The organism is Pseudomonas bharatica, assembly GCF_048586865.1.
In the GTDB taxonomy this organism is placed as follows: domain Bacteria; phylum Pseudomonadota; class Gammaproteobacteria; order Pseudomonadales; family Pseudomonadaceae; genus Aquipseudomonas; species Aquipseudomonas bharatica.
Genome location: NZ_JBMAWR010000001.1, coordinates 438,273 through 458,040, shown reverse-complemented (window position 1 = coordinate 458,040; position 19,768 = coordinate 438,273). Strand labels below are relative to the sequence as shown.

The window sequence follows — 19,768 nt, the reverse complement described above, 5'->3', positions numbered from 1 at the left end:
CTAGGGCTCCTGCGGCTTGTCGCGCGCGATCAGTTGCAGGTTGCGCAGGTAGACCAGGAAACCGAAGGACTGGCCGATGATGAACACCGGGTCTTCGCGGTAAATGGCGTAGCTCAGCAGCAGGGCGCTGCCAAGCATGCTCAGGTACCAGAAACCCACCGGAATCACGCTGCGCCGCTTGAACTCGCTGTACAGCCATTGCAGGACGAAGCGGCCGGTGAACACGGTCTGGCCGGCGAAGCCGACGATCAGCCAAAGGGTTTCCCGGGTCATTCTGCGAGCTCCTGCGCCTGGGCATCGAGGCGCGTGCGGCGGATCAGCCACCAGACCCCGACCAGGTCGAGGATGCCGACCAGGGCGCGGTCGATATTGCCGTATTTGGAGGTGCCGGCCCGACGGTGCCGGTGGTTGACCGGATGCACCTGCATGCGTCCGTTATGGCGCAGGACCAGCGCCGGGATGTAGCGGTGCATATGGTCGAAGTAGGGCAGGCGCAGGAAGGCGGCGCGCTCGATCAGCTTCAGGCCGCAACCGGTGTCCGGGGTGGCGTCCTTGAGCAGGCGCCGGCGCAGGCCGTTGGCCAGGCGCGAGGCCCAGCGCTTGCTCGCGGTGTCTCGACGGTTGACCCGATGCCCAGCCACCAGTTGCAGGCCAGGCGTTTTACGGGCCAGTTCGAGCATGCCGGGAATATCCGCCGGGTCGTTCTGGCCGTCGCCGTCCAGGGTCGCCAGCCATGCGCCTCGTGCGGCCTGGGCGGCATGCCATAGCGAGGTGCTCTGACCGAGCGAACGATCGTGGTGGAGAATGCGCAGTTGCTCGAAACCCTGGGCCTTGAGACGTTGCAGCACCGCCAGGGTCTGATCCTCGCTGCCGTCATCGACCACCAATACCTCATAGCGCTCGTGACCCAGGGCGCTGCGGATCTCGGCGAGCAAGGGCGGCAGGTTTTCGGCTTCGTTTTTCGCCGGAATCAATACCGAAACGTCGATCATCGGGGTTACCTGAAGGCTTGAAGGGAAGGCTGGACGCGATAGAAATCGCGGTACCAACCCACGAACCGGCCGACACCGTGTTCGAGGGATATGCCGGGTGAGAAATCGATCCAGCGCGCCAGGGACGATACGTCGGCCCAGGTTTCCAGTACGTCGCCGGGCTGCAGCGGCAGGTAATTGCGCCGCGCCCGGAGGCCCAGGGCTTTCTCCAGGCAGTCGACGAACGCCAGCAGGCGCACCGGCTCGCCACGGCCGATATTGAACAACTGGCAGGGCGGGCTGCCGCTGGTGGCCAATGGCGGCTTGAGGCGCAGGCGCAGCAGGCTTTCGACGATATCGTCGATATAGGTGAAGTCGCGGCCCATCAGGCCGTGGTTATAGAGATCGATGGGGCGGCCGGCGAGCATCGCCTCGGTGAACTTGAACAGCGCCATGTCCGGGCGTCCCCAGGGGCCGTAGACGGTGAAGAAGCGCAGGCCGGTCATGGGCAGGCCGTACAGATGCGCATAGCTGTGGGCCATCAGCTCGTTGGCGCGTTTGCTCGCGGCATACAGGGACACCGGTTGCTCCACCGGGTCCTCGACTGCGAACGGTAGCTTGGCGTTGGCACCGTACACCGAGCTGCTGCTGGCGTAGACCAGATGACGCGGCGGGTGCTGGCGGCAGGCTTCGAGGATGTTGAGAAAGCCCACCAGGTTGGCCTGGGCGTAGATCCCAGGATTGTCCAGCGAGTAGCGCACGCCGGCCTGGGCTGCCAGATGAAAGACCTCGCTGAAGTCGAAGCCCGCGAATAACGCCAGCAGCTCGGCCTGGTTGGCGATCTCCACCTGCCGGAAACGGAAGTTCGGCCACTGCGCCAGCTGTTGCAGGCGGGCGTGCTTGAGCTCGACGCTGTAGTACGCATTGAGGTTGTCGATGCCGACCACCTCCAGGCCCGCCTCGCACAAGCGCCGGGCCAGATGGAAACCGATGAAGCCGGCGGCGCCGGTGACGAGGACGGGCATGGTGTGGGGCGGATCCTTGGAGGGCTGGCTGAAGGAAAATGGCAGCTATTTGTTTAAGCTTTGTTAACGAAGCTGTAATGGATGTGGCGTTTTTTCATTGCGCCTGCTGGCCTCATCGCTGGCAATCCAGCTCCCACAGGTCCGGTGTGCGCCGCTAACCCTGTGGTAGCTGATAGGGCCAGTAAGGGCACCGAGTGGGTGCGGGTTGGGCCTCGATCCGATCCACGGTGATTGTCAGCAGCTACTATCTGTATGTATAACCAGTGCCTGATTTCCCAGGTACTGCTCGCCCGTGATCGCCGATTCCCGCAACGACCCCTTCTACTACCTGCACAACTTCCGCCAGGTGCTGGACTGGCTGCACCTGCGCTATGCCGATGTGCTGGATGCCGAGGAGCGTGGCTTCATCGACGGGTTTCGCCTGTTGCCCAAGGCCAGCCAGGCGCTGCTGGTACGCATGGTGATGCGCAAGGGCCTGCTGTTTCGCGAACGGCGCCTGAGTTATGGGGAGATCGGCTCCACGGCGCAGGCCATGGCGCCGTTGCTGGAGCTGGGCTGGGTCGATAGCGAGGCCCCGCTGGCCCTGGAGGAGCTGTTCCAGCTCCTGCTCAAGGACGAGATCGCCCGTTGTTTCGCTGCCCATCTGAGCCGCCCGAACGCTGCCAAGCACGAGCTGTTCGAGCAACTGCGCGAAGGCTTCGCCGAGCCCCGGCCCCTGCGTGAGTGGTGGCCCGATGCTCCCGATCCGGTCTATGCCCTGCGCCAGCAGGCGGTATGCGACCGCCTGCGCTTGCTGTTCTTCGGCAACCTGTACCAGGACTGGTCGGAGTTCGTTCTCGCCGACCTCGGCGTGCTGCGCTACGAGCAGGTTCCCTTCAGTTCCGACTGCCGGGCCTTGCGCGGCCGTGACGATATCGAGCTGTGCCTGGCCCTGCATGCCTGCGCCGAGCAACTGGAAGGCGAGGTGGACGTCGATGCGCTGCTCGCACGCCTCGACGGCATGAACACCGAAAACCCCTGGCTGCAACGGCGTCGGGCCAAGCTGCATTACCAGCTCGCCTACCTGTGCGAGCGCGCCGGCCATCTGGAGCGGGCGCTTTCGATCTATTCCGGGTGCGCCCATCCCCAGGCCCGCGAGCGGCATATCCGCGTGCTGGAAAACCGCGGCGAGTACCAATCGGCCTTCGACCTGGCGACCCAGGCTGCCGAGCGTCCCGGCAACGCCGCCGAAGCCCAGGCCCTGGGGCGCATCCTGCCGCGCCTGAAACGCAAGCTCGGTGGCCCGCCGCAGTCCCGGCGCAGGGCCCAGGCCATCAGCCGCCTCGACCTGATCCTGCCGGCCGAGTGGTCCGCCCTCGGCGTCGAACAGGCGGTGCTGGTGCATTTCGAAACAGCCGACGCCCCGGTGCATTACGTCGAAAACACCCTGTTCAACAGCCTGTTCGGCCTGTTGTGCTGGCCGGCCATCTTCGCGCCGCTGCCGGGCGCCTTCTTCCACCCGTTCCAGAGCGGCCCGCAGGACCTGCACGACGCCGGCTTCCACCAGCGCCGCGCCGGGTTGTTCGCCGACTGCCTGGCGCAACTGGACGACGGCCGCTACCGCCAGGCCCTGCGTGAAACCTACGCCGCCAAGCACGGCCTGCAATCGCCCTTCGTCCATTGGGAACTGCTAAGCCCGCAATTGCTCGACCTGGCAATCGACTGCCTGCCGCCGGAGCACCTGAAGCAATGCTTCCTGCGTCTGCTGGAAGACATCCAGGCCAACCGCGCCGGCATGCCCGACCTGATCCAGTTCTGGCCTGCGCAAAAACGCTACCGGATGATCGAAGTCAAGGGCCCCGGCGACCGCCTGCAGGACAACCAGCTGCGCTGGATCGAGTTCTGCATCCTTCACGGCCTGCCCGTGGATGTCTGTCATGTGCAATGGGCCGCGGCATGACCTACAAGGTCGCGGTGCGCACGCTTTGCGAATTCACGGCCAAGGTCGGTGATCTCGACCTGCGTTTCACCCCGTCGCCCACTGCCCAGGAGGGCATTGCCGGGCATCGGCGGGTGGTATCGAGGCGGGGCGAGGGCTACGAGGCGGAAGTGGCGCTGGAGGGCGTTTTCGGCGAACTGGAGGTACGCGGACGTGCCGACGGCTACATCCCGGTGCGCAACTGCCTGGAAGAGATCAAAACCCATCGCGGCGACCTCGCCAGCCAGCCAGACAACCACCGGCAACTGCACTGGGCACAGGCGAAGATCTACGGCTGGCTGATGTGCCAGCAGCGTGGGCTGGAATCGATAAACCTGGCGCTGGTCTACCTGGACGTGGACAGCGACCAGGAAACCCGTTTCGAGACCAGTGCCAACGCCTCCGAACTGCGCGCGTTCTTCGACGAGCAGTGCGGCCGCTTCATGCAATGGGCCGAGGCGCAATCGCAGCGCCTGCTGCTGCGCGATGCCGGCCTGGGCGCCCTGGGTTTTCCCTGGCCGTCCTTTCGCAAGGGCCAGCGCGAACTGGCGGAAACCGTGTACAAGGCGGTCAGCACCGGCCGCTGCCTGATGGCCCAGGCCACCACCGGCATCGGCAAGACCCTCGGCACCCTGTTTCCGCTGCTCAAGGCCATGGCCAGGCAGCCGCTGGACAAGATCTTCTTCCTCACCGCGAAGACCCCGGGGCGCGGCCTGGCGCTCGATGCCCTGCGCCAGGTCATGGCGGCCAGCCCGGAACTGGCCCTGCGCAGCCTGGAACTGGTGGCACGGGACAAGGCCTGCGAATATCCCGGCACCGCCTGCCATGGCGAGGCCTGCCCACTGGCCAGGGGTTTCTATGATCGCTTGCCGGCGGCCCGGGCCGCAGCGATGCAGGTGCCGCTGCTGGACAAGGCGCAGGTTCGCGAACTGGCCCTGGCCCATCAGGTCTGCCCCTATTACCTGGCCCAGGAGCTGGCGCGCTGGGTCGATGTGCTGGTGGCCGACTACAACTACTACTTCGACCAGAATGCCTTGCTCTACGGCCTGGCGCAGACCGATCAATGGCGTGTGGCGGTCGCTGTGGACGAGGCGCACAACCTGGTGGAGCGGGCCCGGCAGATGTATAGCGCCAGTCTCGACCAGTTTCACTTGCAGGCCCTGCGCCGCGATCCACCGGCGGGCCTGGGCAGTGCTTTGCAGGGGCTGAACCGCGAGTGGAACCGCCTGTACAAGGACCAAATCGCCCCCTACCAGGCCGGCGAGCAATTGCCGGCTGCCTTTATCAAGGCGCTGTTGCGCGTGGTCGGGCTGGTCCAGGAACTGATGAACCGCACCCCACAGGCGGTGGACCCGGCGCTGTTGCAGTTCTTTTTCCAGGCTTTGCAGTTCGTGCGCCTGAGCGAGGTGTTCGACCAGCATTTCCTGTTCGATATCAGCGTGCGCGGGGCAGGGCGCAAGCGCCTGGCGACCCTGTGCCTGCGCAACGTGGTCCCGGCCCCGCTGGTCGGCCCGCGGATGGAGGCGGCCCGCAGCGTCACGCTGTTCTCCGCGACCCTCAACCCCCGGCATTTCTACGCCGACCTGCTGGGCATGCCCGCCGACACCGCCTGGCTGGAGGTGCAGTCACCGTTCGCGGCCGAGCAGTTGCAGGTGCGCATCGTCAGCCAGGTGTCGACCCGCTACCAGCACCGCCAGGCCTCGCTGGCGCCCATCGTCGAGCTGATCGCCGGGCAATACCGCGAACAGCCGGGCAATTACCTGGCGTTCTTCAGCAGCTTCGATTATCTGCAGCAGGTGTCCGGGCTGCTGGCCGAGCGTCACCCGGGCATCGTGCAATGGGCGCAGTCTTCGGGGATGGACGAGGCGCAACGCCAGGGCTTTCTCGAGCGCTTCGTCGAAAACGGGCAGGGTGTCGGTTTCGCCGTGCTGGGCGGTGCCTTCGCCGAAGGCGTGGACCTGCCCGGTACGCGCCTGATCGGCGCCTTCATCGCTACCTTGGGCCTGCCCCAGGTCAACCCGGTCAACGAGCAGCTCAAGCAGCGCATGGGCGCACTGTTCAGTTCCGGGTTCGACTACACCTACCTCTACCCGGGGGTACGCAAGGTGATCCAGGCAGCGGGCCGGGTGATCCGCGGCACCGAGGACCGCGGCATGGTCATGCTGATCGACGACCGCTTCGCCGAAGCGCGTATACGCCGCATGTTCCCGACCTGGTGGGCACCGCAGGACAATTAGCCGGGACGTGGGAATCTTCGCCATCGCCAGACAGTCGAAGTGCCAGTAAACTCCCGTTTTTTCACCACCCTGATTTTCCATTCTTGAGGTTTTGCATGAAGCTCAGTCCTCTGGCGGGCAAACCGGCCCCGGCCTCCATCCTGGTCGATATCCCGCGCCTGCTGACCGCCTACTACACCGGCCAGCCCGACGCCGCCGTGGCCACCCAGCGTGTCGCCTTCGGCACCTCCGGCCATCGCGGCAGTTCCCTGGACCTGAGTTTCAACGAGCATCACGTCCTTGCCATCAGCCAGGCCATCTGCCTGTACCGCCAGGCCCAGGGCATCGACGGGCCGCTGTTCATCGGCGCCGACACCCACGCCTTGTCGACCCCGGCGCTGGCCAGCGCCCTGGAAGTGCTGGCGGCCAACGGTGTCGAGGTGATGCTGTCGAAGGACGACGAATACACCCCGACCCCGGCGGTGTCCCACGCCATTCTCTGCTACAACCGTGGCCGCACCTCGGGCCTGGCCGACGGCATCGTCATCACGCCTTCGCACAACCCGCCGCAAAGCGGTGGCTTCAAGTACAACCCGCCCAATGGCGGCCCGGCCGACAGCCACGTGACCAAGTGGATCGAGGCCAAGGCCAACGAACTGCTGGCCGAGGGCCTCAAGGGCGTCAAGCGCATGCCGTACGAGCAGGCGCTGAAGGCTTCCACCACCCATCGGCACGACTACGTCGGCACCTATGTTGCCGACCTGGTCAACGTCATCGACTTCGACGCCATCCGTGGCGCCAACCTGCGCCTTGGTGTGGACCCGCTGGGCGGCGCCGGGGTGCGTTACTGGTCGGCGATTGCCGAGCACTACAAGCTGAACCTGGAAGTGGTCAACCGCGAGGTCGATCCGACCTTCCGCTTCATGTCCGTGGACTGGGACGGGCAGATCCGCATGGACCCGTCGTCGCCCTATGCCATGCAAGGCCTGATCGGCCTGCGCGAGCGCTTCGACGTGGCCTTCGCCTGTGACCCGGACCACGACCGCCATGGCATCGTCACCCCGTCCGGACTGCTGGCACCGAACAACTACCTAGCGGTGGCCATCGACTATCTGTTCCAGAACCGTCCGCAGTGGCGTGCCGACGCGGCAGTGGGCAAGACCGTGGTCAGCAGCGGCCTGATCGACCGCGTCACCGCACGCCTGGGCCGTCGCCTGTATGAAGTACCGGTGGGCTTCAAGTTCTTCGCCGACGGCCTGTTCGACGGCTCCCTGGGCTTTGGTGGCGAGGAGAGCGCCGGCGCGTCCTTCCTGCGCCTGGATGGCAGCGTCTGGGCCACCGACAAGGACGGCCTGATCCCGGCCCTGCTGGCGGCCGAAATGACCGCCCGCACCGGTCGCAACCCGGCCCAGGCCTATGCCGCGCTGACCGCCGAACTGGGCGAGCCGTTCGCCACCCGCGTCGAGGCCAAGGCCAATCCGCAGCAGAAGGCGCTGCTGAGCAAGCTGGCGCCGGAGCAGGTGAAATCCACCGAACTGGCCGGCGAGCCGATCCAGCAGATCCTCAGCCATGCCCCGGGTAACGACCAGGCCATCGGTGGCCTGAAGGTCATGACCGCCAACGGCTGGTTCGCCGCACGGCCGTCGGGCACCGAGGACATCTACAAGATCTACGCCGAAAGCTTTATCGACGATGCGCATCTGCAGCGTCTGGTGGGCGAGGCGCAGGAACTGGTGGACAAGGCCATCGCCTGATGGCTTGAGTCCCCTATCGCTGGCAAGCCAGCTCCCACAGGGTCCGCGGTGCATGCGGTCCTTGTGGGAGCTGGCTCGCCAGCGATGAGGCCCTCAGGACCGATATGTATCACGGGACTGCCCCGGGTCGATGCTTGCCAGCCGGCGCAACTGCGGCAACAACTCCGCACCCAGATGAATCGCTTCCTCCAGATGGGGAAACCCTGAAAGAATGAAGCAGTCGACCCCCAGCTGGTAATACTCCTCGATCCGCTCCACTACCTGCTGATAGCTCCCCACCAGTGCCGTCCCGGCACCACCACGCACCAGGCCGACCCCGGCCCAGAGATTGGCCGATACCTCCAGTTCCCGCGCCTGGCGCCCACGTCCCTTGACCAGCCCGCTCTGCCGCGATTGTCCCACCGACTCATAACTGGCCAGTTGCGATTGCGCACGTTCGATGGCGTCCTTGGGAATTTCGTCCAGCAACCGCTGTACATGGCTCCAGGCCGCATCATCGGTGGCGGCGGCGAACACATGCACGCGCAAACCGAAGCGCAAGGTCCGCCCGTGAACCGCCGCCAGTTCGCGCATGCGCTGGATCCGCTCGGCGATCATCACCGGTGGTTCGCACCACATCAGGCAGGTCTGGGCATGGGCCGCACCGACCTGCTCGGCGGCGCTGGAGGCCCCGCCGAAGTAGATCGCCGGCATCTGCGCCCGCGGGTCGATCGGCGTTTCCCCTGCGCAGCGGTAGTAGCGCCCATGATGAGGCTGGCGCCGACCCGACCAGACCGCCTGGAAGGCCTGGAGAAATTCCCCGGTGCGCGCGTAGCGTTCGTCATGCTCCAGGTAGTCTCCTAGCGAGCGCTGTTCGAAACGGCTGGAACCGCTGACCACGTGAAGGTCCAGGCGGTTATCGCTGAGCAGTTGCAAGGTCGCCGCGCGATGGGCGCTCCAGGCCGGCAGTTCGAGGCCGGGACGCAAGGTGAGGAGAAAACGCAGGCGCCGGACTTCCTGGGCCAGCACCGCGGTGATCAGCCAAGGGTCCTCAAAGCCGCTGGCGGTGGGCACCATGATGCCGTCGAAACCCGACAGTTCGGCGGCCCGCACGATCTGCCGCAGGTAGTCGAGGTTCGGCTCGCGCTCGCCTTGCTGGAACAGGCCGACCTTGGGCAGGCCGCTGCTGGTCAGGTGATGGCCGTCGCCATTGGTGGGCAGGAACCAGTTCAGTTCCAGGGACTTGCGACGTTCACCGCTCATGACGCTGGCGCTCCTTGCGCAGGCCCTGCTCCCGGAGCAGGGGCAATATCCGTTCGCCGAAACGCAGGACTTCGGCCACCGCCGGCTGGTCCTGGATGACGATATGTTCGATGCCCAGGCCGTGCAGCTCGCCGAGGCGCGTGGCGATCTGCCGGGCGTTGCCCACAAGGTACAGTGGCTGGCCGGGGCCGGGTTGCAACAGGTTGGGATGCACCTCCAACTGGCGGTCACGGGCCAGGCGCCGCACCGCTGCGCTGCCCGCGGGCTCGGCAGGGCCCGGGAAGCGCTGTGCGGCAACTTCCCAGGCCAGTTCCTCGGTGTCGCCGAGAATCAGGCCGAAACTGCAAACGAAGCCCGTTCGCCCCTGCAGGCGCTGGATTTCCTGCTCCAGCCAGGCCGGTGGCGCCGACCGTAGCAGGCACAGGTCGGCGTGGCTGGCGATCAGGCGGGCATCATGGCTGTCGTCGAGGATCAGGGGCGGGGCGGGCAGGGGGCGGCGGGCGAAGCCGGCGTTTTCCAGTTGGAAGTAGCGGCCGCTGAAGTTGAAGCCACTGTCCCCGCCCCGAAGCAGGCGCTGGAGGATCTCCAGGTACTCGCCGATACGCTCGTTGCGCTGGTCGCGGTTGAGCCATTCGCCGAACGCCTGGCGCAGGCTGTCACGGTCGCCATCGGGCAGGTGCAGGCGGACGCGGTTGGCACTGATCGATTGCAAGCTTTGCAGGGTGCTGGCCAGTGCGGCGGGCAGCACCACCTCTGGCGGTACGCTGACATTCAGGTGCAGGTGGCGGGTGTGGGCACACAGTGCGGCAGCCACTCCGAGGCTGTCGGCACAAGGTGCGCCGCCGGGGATCCACAGGCCATCGAGTCCGGCGTATTCCACTGCCTGGGCCAACTGGATCCACTGGCCCGGCGTGGGTGTCGGGGTGCAGAGCGGCAGTTGCCAGCTGAATTCAAGGGCCATGCACAGGCTCCGCAGCAAGAGAGAACAGGGGAAGTGCCATCATCTCACCGCCGCCCCCGGCTGGACAGGCCGCGGCTGCCAGCCGAGGGCCGGGGCGATGGTCTCGGCGACGATGCGCAGGCGGCGCAGGACCTGCTCCTGGCTGGAGCTCTCGGCCTGGACCACCACGATCAGATAGTCTGCGTAGGGTAGCACCGAGGGATCCTCGCGCAGGCCACGGATCACCTCGTCGGGATGGCCGTGATGAACATTGAGCAGGCGCAGGTGTTCTTCCAGGTCGATAGCCTGTTCGATCAGGCCCTCCCGCTGCAGCCGCGGTACATGGCGCTCGATATCCACCGCCAGCTCGGCCTGGGCGCTGGCGCGGTCGGCGGCGGGGAAGACCGCGCGAACCACGCCGATCCGCGGGAGCTCCGTCGGGTGGTCCCAGGCCTCGAGATAGGCCTCGGCCAGGGGCTTCTGCACCGTCAGTGGATCATGGGTCGCGGTGCCGAGGAGAAATCCGTTGCCCTGGCTGGCGGTATAGCGCGCGCCGTCCAGGCTGCCGTGGGAATGCCAGAGCCGACGGGCCAGGCCGGGGGCGGGCGGTTGCAGGGTCAGAGCGCTGCCGGGGAACAGCGCGTCACCGTTGAGCAGCCCCTGCAGGCGTTGCTGGTCCTCGATGAAGCGTTGCTGGCGTTGCCCGGCGTCCCGTGCGAACGCTGAAAAACCGTCAAGGTTGGCGCCGCCGCTGCCCAGGCCCAGTTGCACCCGGCCGCCGCTGAGCTGGTCGAGCACGCTGGCATCCTCGGCCAGGCGTACCGGGTCCTCGAAGGGCAGCACGGTCACCGCCGTACCCAGCTCGATATGCCGGGTGCGCTCGGCCACGGCGGCCAGGGCCAGCAGCGGCGAGGGCAGGCGGCCGAAGCCGCTGCTCAGGTGGTGCTGGGCAATCCAGCCACCATCGAAGCCCAGGGTTTCGGCGACTTCGAACTGCTCCAGCAGGTCACGGTAGGTCTGTTGCGCATCTTCGCCGAAGGCATGGGTGAGAAAGCCCAGCTTGAACGGCGGGCGGAAAGGGGCAGTGCTCATGACAGGGAAAACTCCTTGGCGGTTCTGGTCACGGCGGGGCGCCAGCCCAGGGCCGGAGCCACCTCTTCGGCGATGATCTGCAGTGCGCGGATGGCGTCGCCCAGCGGCGTGCTGGCGCTCTGCACCTGGACGATCAGGTGATCGTGGCGGCCCAGCTGCGGTCCGCTGCCCAGGCCCTCGACGATCGCTGCGGGCGCGCCGTGAAGCACGCCGAGGCGTTGCAGGATGTCCTCGAAGTCGCCGTCCACCGGCCCCTGGTAGACACCGATGCTTTTCTGCCGTGCGAGGTAGCGCTGGATGTCTTCGTGCAAGCCCGGGGTGTGGGCCAGCGGAAACACGCCCTGGACCCGGGCGATACGCGCCGGGGTGCCGTTGTCGCCGGTCCAGGCGTCGCGGTAGCGCTGGACCAGTTCGACGCCGGCCTGGGCTGGCAGGTGCGGGTTGGGCGCCATGATCAGGCCGTTGCCGCGGGCCGCCACCAGTTCCACCCGCGAGGTGGCTTCCCAGAGGCGCCCGCCCAGGCCCGGAGCCTGTGGTTGCAGACGCAGCCCGTCATGATTCAGGGGGCCGTTGCCAAGGGCGGTCTGCAGGCGTTGCAGGTTGTTCTCGTAGTCCCGATGGCGCTGTTCGTGGGCAAGGCCGAAGGCGCTGAAGGTGTCCGGGTCGAAACCCGCTCCCAGCCCCAGTTCCAGGCGCCCGTTGCTCAGCAGGTCGAGCACCGCGGCGTCTTCCGCCAGACGCAGGGCCGGCTCCTGGGGCAGGACGATGATCCCGGTGCCCAGGCCGATGCGCCGGGTACGCTGGGCAATCGCCGAGAGCAATACCAGCGGCGAAGGCAGGCGGCCCTGCTCGCTGGCGAAGTGGTGCTGGGCCACCCAGCCGCTGTCGAAGCCCAGTGCCTCGGCTGCTTCGAACAGTTCCAGGGTTTCCCGGTAGACCCGGGGGTTGTACTCGGTCCGGTACACCCGGCTTAGAAAACCGAGGGAGAATCCGCCACTCATGGTCGTGTGTCCTCGCTGATCAGGGGCAGGGCGGCCAGGGCACGGGCGGCGCCGGCCTGGTCGCTGGATTGCAACTGGCCGTTGAACGGGCTGATGGTCAGGTAACCCCTGGCCAGCCACACTGCTTCGTCGTCCTGCTGCGCCGGGGTCGCCGGGGCGCTGCGCTGGAAGCTGATGCCCGGCTTGCCCGCCTGGGCCGGGAACAGCGGACCGAGGTCGTCGGTGTACAGGGTGTCGAAGCCGACGTAGCTGCCGATGCGGGTCAGGCGCACGCCCTTGAGCGCAGTGTTGTCGGCGGGGAAGTTGATGTTCAGGCCGAGGCCGGCCGGCAACAGCCTGCCATCGGGCTGGCGATGCCGGTCGAGGGCTTCCACCAGCGTCAGCACCTGGCGGGCGATGCGTTGCGGGTCCTTGTCCTTGAGGTCGGTACTCACCGCCAGGGTCGGATAGCCGGCGCGCACGGCGAAGCTGGCGGCATTGAAGGTGCCCGACGCGCTGTTGATGGCGCCGACGTTGTTGCCGGGGTTGGGCCCGACGATCACCAGGTCCGGGTTCGGCTGGATCTTCTTCAGGCCCATCAATAGCGCCATGACTGGCGTACCGCTGATCTCGATCTGCACCGCCTGGCCGGCGCAGGCCGGGCTGCTGCACACGCCGCTTTCATGGGTGCTGATGTAGTAGCTGTCGGGGTAGGCCGGGTCGCTGTCGCGTCCCACCCGGACTTCGCGGCCGTAGAGGAAGGCGCCGCCCCGCGCACTCTGTTCGCTTTGTGGCGCGGCGATCCTTACCTCGTGCCCGGCTGCCTTGAGGGTGGTGTAGAGCGCGCGGATGTTCGGGTGCTGGTAGCCGTCGTCATTGCTCAGCAGGATATTCAGGGCGAACGCCGGGCTTGCGGCCAGGCAGCCCAGGGTCAGGAGCAGGCCGGGCAATGTCTTCATGCGCGGGCCTCCTGCCTGGCGCTGAAGCGGTTGGCCGGACGCGGCAGGCCGAGGTTCTCGCGCAGGGTGCGGCCCTCGTACTCGTGGCGGAACAGCCCACGCGCCTGCAGCAGGGGGATCACCCGGTCGACGAAGGTGTCGATGGAACCGGGGAAATACGGGAAGAACACATTGAACCCGTCGCAGGCACGTCCCTGGAACCAGGCCTCGAAGGTGTCGGCGATATCCTCCGGCGTGCCGATCACCGGATTGCCCCCGGCCAGGCGCAGGTACAGTTGGCGGATGCTCAGGTTGTCGCGTCGGGCCACTTCCAGCACCTGGTCGCGACGGCTGCCACGCTGTCCCACCGGGGTGTCCGGCAATGGGCCGTCGAGGTCGTGGCCGGACAGGTCGATATCTTCGCCCAGGGTGTCGGCCAGCAGACGCCGGCCCAATACCGGGTCGATCAGCGCCTGGAATTCGTCGAACAGGGCCTGGGCCTGCTCGCGGGTCTCGCCGATGAAGGGGGTAACGCCGGGGAGGATCTTGATATGGTCCGGGTCGCGACCGAGGGCGGCGGCGCGCTGCTTGATGTCCTGGTAGAAGGCCTGTGCCGCCGGCAGTTCGTGGTGCGAGGCGAAGATCACTTCGGCGACCCGTGCCGCCAGGGCCTTGCCCGGCTCCGAGGCACCGGCCTGGACCAGCACCGGATGGCCTTGGGGCGGTCGGGCCACGTTCAGCGGGCCGCGCACGGCGAAGTGCTTGCCGCGGTGGTTCAGGGTATGCAGCTTGTCCGGGTCGAAGTACTGGCCGCTGGCCTTGTCCCGCGGGAAGGCATCGTCGTCCCAGCTGTCCCACAGGCCCTTGACCACATCGTGGAACTCCTCGGCGCGCTGGTAGCGGTCGGCGTGCTCGATATGGCTTTCGCGACCGAAGTTCCAGGCTTCGTCGGAAACCACCGAGGTCACCAGGTTCCATGCCGCACGGCCCTTGGACAGGTGATCGAGGGAAGCGAACTTGCGGGCGATATGGTACGGCTCGTTATAGCTGGTGGTGGCGGTGGCGATCAGGCCGATGTGCTCGGTGACTGCCGCCAGCGCAGCCATCAGGGTCAGCGGCTCGAAATGCTCGCCGCGGGCGGTACGGCTCAGGGCGTCGAGGTGATGGCCCCAGAGGGCGACCACATCGGCGACGAACAGCGCGTCGAAGCGACCGCGCTCGGCACTGCGGGCTATGGCCTTGAAGTGCTCGAAGTCCAGGCTGGCATCGGCCTGGGCCAGGGGGTGGCGCCAGGCGGCGACATGGTGACCGCTGTTGGCGAGAAACGCCCCCAGCTTGAGTTGATCGGTGCGACGGGTCATGGATAGGGCTCCCGTAGGTCAGGCGAAAGTCCTGCCAGCCACGCGGCTGGCAGGGCCGCGGGTCAGAAGTTGTAGCTCAGGCCGGTGTACCAGTAGCCGCCGGTGGTGCCGTAGGGCGAGAAGTTGCCATAAGGAAAGCCGCCCGAGCTGCTCGCCAGGTGGGTGCGCTCCGGGTACTTGTTGAACAGGTTGTTGGCCCCGGCGGTGAGGGTCAGGTCCTTGGTCAGGTGGTAGTCCAGGTTGAGGTCGGTGATCCAGGCCGGGGAGAAGGTGCGGTCGTAGGTCTCCAGGGTGCCGTACTGGGTGTACTCGCCGTAGCGGGTCAGGTTCAGGCTCAGCTCAAGTTGCTGGAAGGACCAGGTAGCGCCGAGCAGCAGCTTGGATTCCGGCAGGCCGTGCTTGAGGTTGCCCTGGCGCTGGCGGTCGTAGCCGCCGGTCGGGCCGAGGGCTTGCCGGGCCACGGAGGAGGCGTGGATATCGTCGATCTCGGTGGTGTTCCAGTTGAAGCCCAGGTTGTAGCGCACGCCGCCCCAGGCGCCGAGGTCCTGGCGATAGTCGCCGACCAGGTCGATGCCACGGGTGGTGGTGTCCAGGGCGTTGGTGAAGTAGGTCACCGACTGGTTGGTGGCCAGGCCAGCGGCAGCGAGGATCGCATCGATCTGCGGGGTGCCGCCGAGGTAGCCGGTCTGGGCGATGCGGTCCTTGATCTTGATCTGGTACGCGTCGAGGGTGATCGAGGTGTTGTCGCTCGGTTGCAGGGTCAGGCCGAGGCTGACGTTAGTGGATTTCTCCGGCTTCAGCGTGGTGGCGCCAAGGGCCTTGGCCACGGCTGAATCCACCGCGACGTTGCGGTAGTCGATCAGGTTGCCGTTGACGTTGCTCTGGGACGTCGAGCTATAGATCTGCTGGGCCAGTGACGGCGCGCGGAATCCGGTGCTGAAGGTCCCGCGCGCGGCGAGGATCGGGGTCAGCTGGTAGCGGGTCGAGAACTTGCCGTTGCTGGTGGTACCGGAGCCATCGTTGTAGTCCTCGTAGCGCCCGGCCAGGTCCACATGCCACTTCTCGGTGAGGTCCTGGCCGATTTCCGCGTAGGCGCCGAGGCTGGTGCGGCCTTTTTCCGCGGCATCGGCCGGGGTGGTGCCGGCGCCGGAAATGGTCCCCGGGGCGATCGGGTTGCCACTGGCCCCGGTAGTGAAGGGGCCGCTGGCATAGGAGGCATAATCGCCCTTGCCGATCTTGTAGTTCTCGTAGCGCTGCTCCAGGCCCCAGGAAACCTGGGTAGGCCTGGCCAGGCCAAGGTCGAAGGCGCGGGTCAGGTCGAGGTTGTTGGTCCACTGGCTGAAGGTTTTCACCCCGGTGTCCACCGAGGTCGGCGAGCTGGCGCCATAGCTGAGGTTGTAGGTGTGGCGCAGGGTCGCCTCGGCGTGATCCTGGCCGTAGGTGGTAGACAGGTCGTAGTCCCAGCCCAGCGCCGTACCCTTGCCGCCGAAGGCCACCTGGAAGTCGTTTTCGATAAAGCGCAGGGTGTCTTCCACGCCTTCCGGGAAGGGCGTGGCGATGCCGTCGAAGCTGGCCGGCTGGTGGAAGGCCAGGGGTTTTTCGGAGTTGCGCCGGGTGTAGGTGGAGAAGGAATACAGGCTCAGGCTGTCGTTGACCGGCAGTTCGGCGTTGTAGCCGAGGCTGAAGTTGCGTGCTTCCGGAAGGCCGGTACCGTAGTAGGTGTGCTGCAGGCTGGTGTTGCCGGCGCTGTCGGTGTACGGCGCCTTGTCGGAGCGGTCGGACACCTTCTGCTGCTTGACGTCCAGGGCCAGGTTGATGAACCCGTCGTTGGGCAGGGCCAGGCCGACGTTGCCGGTTTGGCGGTTGGTCTCGCCGTCACCGTTTTCGTAGTTCTGCCCGTAGGTGGTGGAGACACTGCCGCCGTGGTCGGTCTGCTTGAGCACGATGTTCACCACGCCACCGATGGCGTCGGAGCCGTACTGGGCCGAGGCGCCGTCGCGCAGGACTTCGACATGGTCCACCAGGGCGGTGGGGATCATGTCGAGGTCTACCGGCTGCGAGCCGGAGTTGAGGTAGGTGCCGTTGTTGAGCAGGGCGCTGTTGTGCCGACGCTTGCCATTGACCAGCACCAGCACCTGGTCGCCGTTGAGGCCGCGCAGGCTGATGGGGCGAACCACCGAGGTCGAGCCGAAGCCGGACGAGGCCGGCTGGTTGAGGGAGGGCAGCACGCGACTCAGGGCCCGGGTCAGGTCGCCCTGGCCGGTGGCGAGCAGTTGTTTCGACGAGATCACATCCACTGGCGCCGGGCTTTCCGCCAGGGTCCTGGCCTGGCCGCGGTTGCCGATGACCACCACGGTGTCCAGCGGGTTGTCGGCGGCCAGCACCGGTAGCGCTTCGGCCAGGGCGAGGAACAGCAGGCTGTAGGCGAAGGCTTTGCGAGGGGGCCGCAAGGCCGTGCGGATCGAGGAACGCATAAGGGGCTTACTCCGGAAAGGTCGGTAGAAGGTCGGCTTGTTGGGGCAAGCTCTGGTGGAGGGGGCAGAGCAAGGCCTGTGCCAGGCGTGAAAAGTCTTTTAAAACAGCGGGTTGGAGCTTGGTGGTGCCGTTGGCTGGTGTTTTTTCAGCGATGCCGAGGGCAGGCTGCTGGTTTTTCTACAGTCGGGACGGCGGTGGCCCTGCCGCTCCAATCGCTGGCAAGTCACCGCTGCGGACCCTGTGGGAGCTGGCTTGCCAGCGATAAAGTCCTGAAAACCAACATCAATCATCGGCCTGGCACATCACTTGCTGACCACCCCGTACCACGACCTATCAGGATTACCCGTATGCCGCTTCCCGGTCCCCGCAACGCCCTTACCGATATTCCCGGCCTGACTGTCGGCCATGCCACCGATCCTCGGGTCGATACTGGCGTCACGGTGATCCGCGCCGCCCGCGTTTGCACCGCCAGCATCGATATCCGCGGCGGCGGGCCCGGTGGGCGCGAGTCGGCGGCGCTGGAGCCGGAGAACATGGTCGGCCAGTTGCATGCACTGGTCTTTGCCGGTGGTTCGGTATTCGGCCTGGGCGCTGCCGATGCGGTGGCGGCGGCCTTGTCCGCCGAGGGCGTCGGCTTGCATCTGAAGGCCGGCGCCCCGGCGATCCCCATCGTGCCCTCGGCCGTACTGCATGACCTGGCCAACGGTGGCGACAAGCAATGGGGCCTGGAGCCGCCGTACCGGCGCTTGGGCTTCGAGGCCCTGGCCAATGCCGGCACGGAAATCGCCCAGGGCGCGGTCGGTGCCGGGCGCGGGGCCATGGCCGGGGTGCTCAAGGGTGGGCTGGGCACGGCCTCGCTGGACCTTGGCGACGGCCTGCTGGTCGCCGCGCTGGTGGTGGCCAACCCCATCGGCTCGGTGTACATGCCCGATGGCCGCACGTTCTGGGCCTGGCCTTGGGAGATTGCCGGGGAATTCGGTGGGGTGCGGCCGGCCGGCGACCAGGATTGCAGCGACCCGATCCCCGAGCTGTCGCGCCTGGATTCGATGGGGCGCTTGCAGGCCGGGGCCAATACCACCTTGGTAGTGGTTGCGAGCACCGCACAATTGAGCACCGCCGAGTGCAAGCGCGTGGCGATCATGGCCCAGGACGGCATTGCCCGGGCGGTGCGGCCGGCGCATCTGCCCTTCGATGGCGATACGGTGTTCGCCCTGGCCACCGGGGCCGTGGAACTGGGTGGTGGCGCCCGGCGCCAGGTCAGCATCGGCAGCATCGGTTCCGCTGCCGCCGATTGCGTGGCCCGGGCTATCGCCCGGGGTGTGCACGCTGCGCGCGGTTGAGCAGCACCTGTTCGACCCGCTGGCGGGCCTGCTGTGCCAGCACCGGCAGGCCCAGCTCGGCATACACCCGTTGCAGATGGCGGTTGCTCGGCACGTCCAGGCCATCATAGCGACGGCGCAGTTCCAGCAACTGCTGGGCGACCGCCCAATCCCCGCTGCGTAGCCGCGCATCCAGTTCTATCTGGGCGAACAGGTCGCGCTGGGCGTGGCTGCCGCCGATCTCGTTCAGTCGCGGCAGGCTGCCGGCAAGCAGGCGTGCAGCGCGCGCGTGATCGCCACGGGCATGGGCCAGCAGGCCTTCGGCCAGGGGCAGGGTGACCTCGGCCCAGACGGCGCGACTGAAGTCCGGGGCCTGGCGGCTGCGTTCGACCAGGGCGGCGAACAGCAGGTCCGCTTCGAGCTTGTCGGCACGCGCCAGGCCGTACAGGTATTGCAGGCTGAGGAACGGCTGCACGGTGTCGCCCCGGCGCAGTTGCAGATAGGGCGCCAGCGCCTGCCAGCGCGCTCCGACGTCGATTCCGGCGATCTCCAGGCGGGCCAGCAGCGAGACCGCGCCGACCTGGTCCTGGGAATACTCCGGCAGGATTCCCCACACGTGCCGGTCGTAGATCTCCAGCACCCGCGCCTCGTCGCCGCGGGCCAGGTGGAACAGCGCCAGGTGCCACCAGTTGTGGGTGTACATGAAGGAGTTCAGGCCTTCCCAGTGCCCGCTGACCTCCTGCAGGAAGGCGATGCCTTCCTCGATCCGGCCTGCGGTGAGCATCACGTGGGCCAGGGCGTGCTGGGCCCAGGGCTCGTCGGCCTGGATCGCCAGGGCCTGGCGCGCGCTGGCTTCGGCCTCTTCCAGCAGGTGGCATTGTTCGTAGGCGAAGGCCAGCATGGCGTGGCTCTGGGCGATCTCCGGGGCCGCGGCAACGGCCTTGAGGGCGATGCGCAGCAAGGCCGGCCAGTTGCCGCGGTTGAATTCGATGTACTGGGTCAGCTTGGCGGCGAACAGGTCGCGGGGATAGGTGTCGAGAAGCTGCTCGCCCAGGCCCAGGACCCGGTCCAGGTCATCGTCGATCCAGGCGTCCAGCAAAGCCAGGTAGAGCGCGGCCCGGGGGTGGGGCGTGGCGACCGCAGCGGCGCGCTGCCGGTATTTCCCGGCCAGCAGCGGGCCTTCGGGAGATTCGCTGAACATCAGCAGGATCCCGGCCAGGGCGTTGCTCAGTGCCGATTGCGGATGGCGATCGGCAGTGGGCAGGATGGCTTCGGCGCGAGGGTGGTAGCCGATGAAACCGCCGATGAAGTCGTCCAGTCCCTGGCGAGCATGCTGGTCGTCGGTGTCGAGGGGGTTGCCTAGGTAGTCGTGGGGCATGGGAGCAGTCCGCTAGAAGGTCGAATGAGCACAGGGGCGTGGCGTTGACCAATGCAGGGCAAACCCTGTGCCAGCGTCGTGCGGCCCCTGAAACCGGGCCATGGCCTCGATCGCGCTGCT

The 19,768-nt window shown here is 66.9% G+C and carries 15 protein-coding genes; 4 read left to right on the top strand and 11 right to left on the bottom strand.

What is annotated here, in order from left to right; translation table 11 throughout:
- From ACKLLE_RS01980 to ACKLLE_RS01970, 3 genes are read right to left on the bottom strand one after another with little or no spacing between them, the layout of a single operon-like run.
- On the bottom strand, positions 1–273 hold the full coding sequence (locus ACKLLE_RS01980; RefSeq protein WP_279899855.1) for a lipid-A-disaccharide synthase N-terminal domain-containing protein: 273 nt from the start codon (positions 271–273) through the stop codon (positions 1–3).
- A complete protein-coding gene (locus ACKLLE_RS01975; protein WP_420056597.1) occupies positions 270–992 on the bottom strand; it encodes a glycosyltransferase family 2 protein in 723 nt (240 codons plus the stop codon). Before ACKLLE_RS01975 ends, ACKLLE_RS01980 begins: the two co-directional genes overlap by 4 nt.
- A 5-nt stretch (positions 993–997) precedes the next feature.
- On the bottom strand, positions 998–1,996 hold the full coding sequence (locus tag ACKLLE_RS01970; RefSeq protein WP_064301316.1) for an NAD-dependent epimerase/dehydratase family protein: 999 nt from the start codon (positions 1,994–1,996) through the stop codon (positions 998–1,000).
- Between the two features lie 292 nt (positions 1,997–2,288).
- On the opposite strand from ACKLLE_RS01970, the gene ACKLLE_RS01965 reads away from it, so the two are divergent.
- The 3 genes from ACKLLE_RS01965 to pgm all read left to right on the top strand — a co-directional run bounded on the left by ACKLLE_RS01965 (position 2,289) and on the right by pgm (position 7,923).
- Entirely contained in the window at positions 2,289–3,935 is a 1,647-nt protein-coding gene (locus ACKLLE_RS01965) for a VRR-NUC domain-containing protein (RefSeq protein ID WP_420056596.1), read from the top strand.
- Positions 3,932–6,190 carry an ATP-dependent DNA helicase gene (locus tag ACKLLE_RS01960; protein ID WP_420056595.1) on the top strand — a complete coding sequence of 753 codons (2,259 nt, stop codon included), beginning with the start codon at positions 3,932–3,934 and terminating at the stop codon, positions 6,188–6,190. The genes ACKLLE_RS01965 and ACKLLE_RS01960 overlap by 4 nt, the downstream gene beginning before the upstream one ends.
- Before the next feature lie 95 nt (positions 6,191–6,285).
- Entirely contained in the window at positions 6,286–7,923 is a 1,638-nt protein-coding gene (gene pgm / locus ACKLLE_RS01955; RefSeq protein WP_420056594.1) for a phosphoglucomutase (alpha-D-glucose-1,6-bisphosphate-dependent), read from the top strand.
- Between the two features lie 93 nt (positions 7,924–8,016).
- On the opposite strand, the gene ACKLLE_RS01950 is transcribed toward pgm, so the two are convergent.
- The 7 genes from ACKLLE_RS01950 to ACKLLE_RS01920 form a co-directional block, all read right to left on the bottom strand.
- The gene (locus tag ACKLLE_RS01950; protein ID WP_420056593.1) at positions 8,017–9,165 is read right to left on the bottom strand and encodes an LLM class flavin-dependent oxidoreductase; all 1,149 of its coding nucleotides are present in this window, start codon (positions 9,163–9,165) and stop codon (positions 8,017–8,019) included.
- Positions 9,155–10,126: an LLM class flavin-dependent oxidoreductase gene (locus tag ACKLLE_RS01945; RefSeq protein WP_420056592.1), complete on the bottom strand. Its 972-nt coding sequence runs from the start codon at positions 10,124–10,126 to the stop codon at positions 9,155–9,157. Before ACKLLE_RS01945 ends, ACKLLE_RS01950 begins: the two co-directional genes overlap by 11 nt.
- A gap of 39 nt (positions 10,127–10,165) precedes the next feature.
- On the bottom strand, positions 10,166–11,197 hold the full coding sequence (locus ACKLLE_RS01940) for an LLM class flavin-dependent oxidoreductase (protein ID WP_420056591.1): 1,032 nt from the start codon (positions 11,195–11,197) through the stop codon (positions 10,166–10,168).
- Positions 11,194–12,198 carry an LLM class flavin-dependent oxidoreductase gene (locus ACKLLE_RS01935; protein ID WP_420056590.1) on the bottom strand — a complete coding sequence of 335 codons (1,005 nt, stop codon included), beginning with the start codon at positions 12,196–12,198 and terminating at the stop codon, positions 11,194–11,196. Before ACKLLE_RS01935 ends, ACKLLE_RS01940 begins: the two co-directional genes overlap by 4 nt.
- Entirely contained in the window at positions 12,195–13,136 is a 942-nt protein-coding gene (locus tag ACKLLE_RS01930; RefSeq protein ID WP_420056589.1) for a 5'/3'-nucleotidase SurE, read from the bottom strand. The genes ACKLLE_RS01935 and ACKLLE_RS01930 overlap by 4 nt, the downstream gene beginning before the upstream one ends.
- Positions 13,133–14,476, bottom strand: coding sequence for an LLM class flavin-dependent oxidoreductase (locus ACKLLE_RS01925; protein ID WP_420056588.1), 1,344 nt, complete (start codon positions 14,474–14,476; stop codon positions 13,133–13,135). The genes ACKLLE_RS01930 and ACKLLE_RS01925 overlap by 4 nt, the downstream gene beginning before the upstream one ends.
- A gap of 62 nt (positions 14,477–14,538) precedes the next feature.
- A complete protein-coding gene (locus ACKLLE_RS01920; protein WP_420056587.1) occupies positions 14,539–16,950 on the bottom strand; it encodes a TonB-dependent receptor plug domain-containing protein in 2,412 nt (803 codons plus the stop codon).
- Positions 16,951–17,298: 348 nt separating this feature from the next.
- On the opposite strand from ACKLLE_RS01920, the gene ACKLLE_RS01915 reads away from it, so the two are divergent.
- A complete protein-coding gene (locus ACKLLE_RS01915) occupies positions 17,299–18,291 on the top strand; it encodes a P1 family peptidase (protein ID WP_420056586.1) in 993 nt (330 codons plus the stop codon).
- On the opposite strand, the gene ACKLLE_RS01910 is transcribed toward ACKLLE_RS01915, so the two are convergent.
- Positions 18,257–19,648 carry a tetratricopeptide repeat protein gene (locus tag ACKLLE_RS01910; RefSeq protein WP_420056585.1) on the bottom strand — a complete coding sequence of 464 codons (1,392 nt, stop codon included), beginning with the start codon at positions 19,646–19,648 and terminating at the stop codon, positions 18,257–18,259. The two genes, ACKLLE_RS01915 and ACKLLE_RS01910, sit on opposite strands and share 35 nt — an antisense overlap.
- Positions 19,649–19,768: the final 120 nt, after the last annotated feature.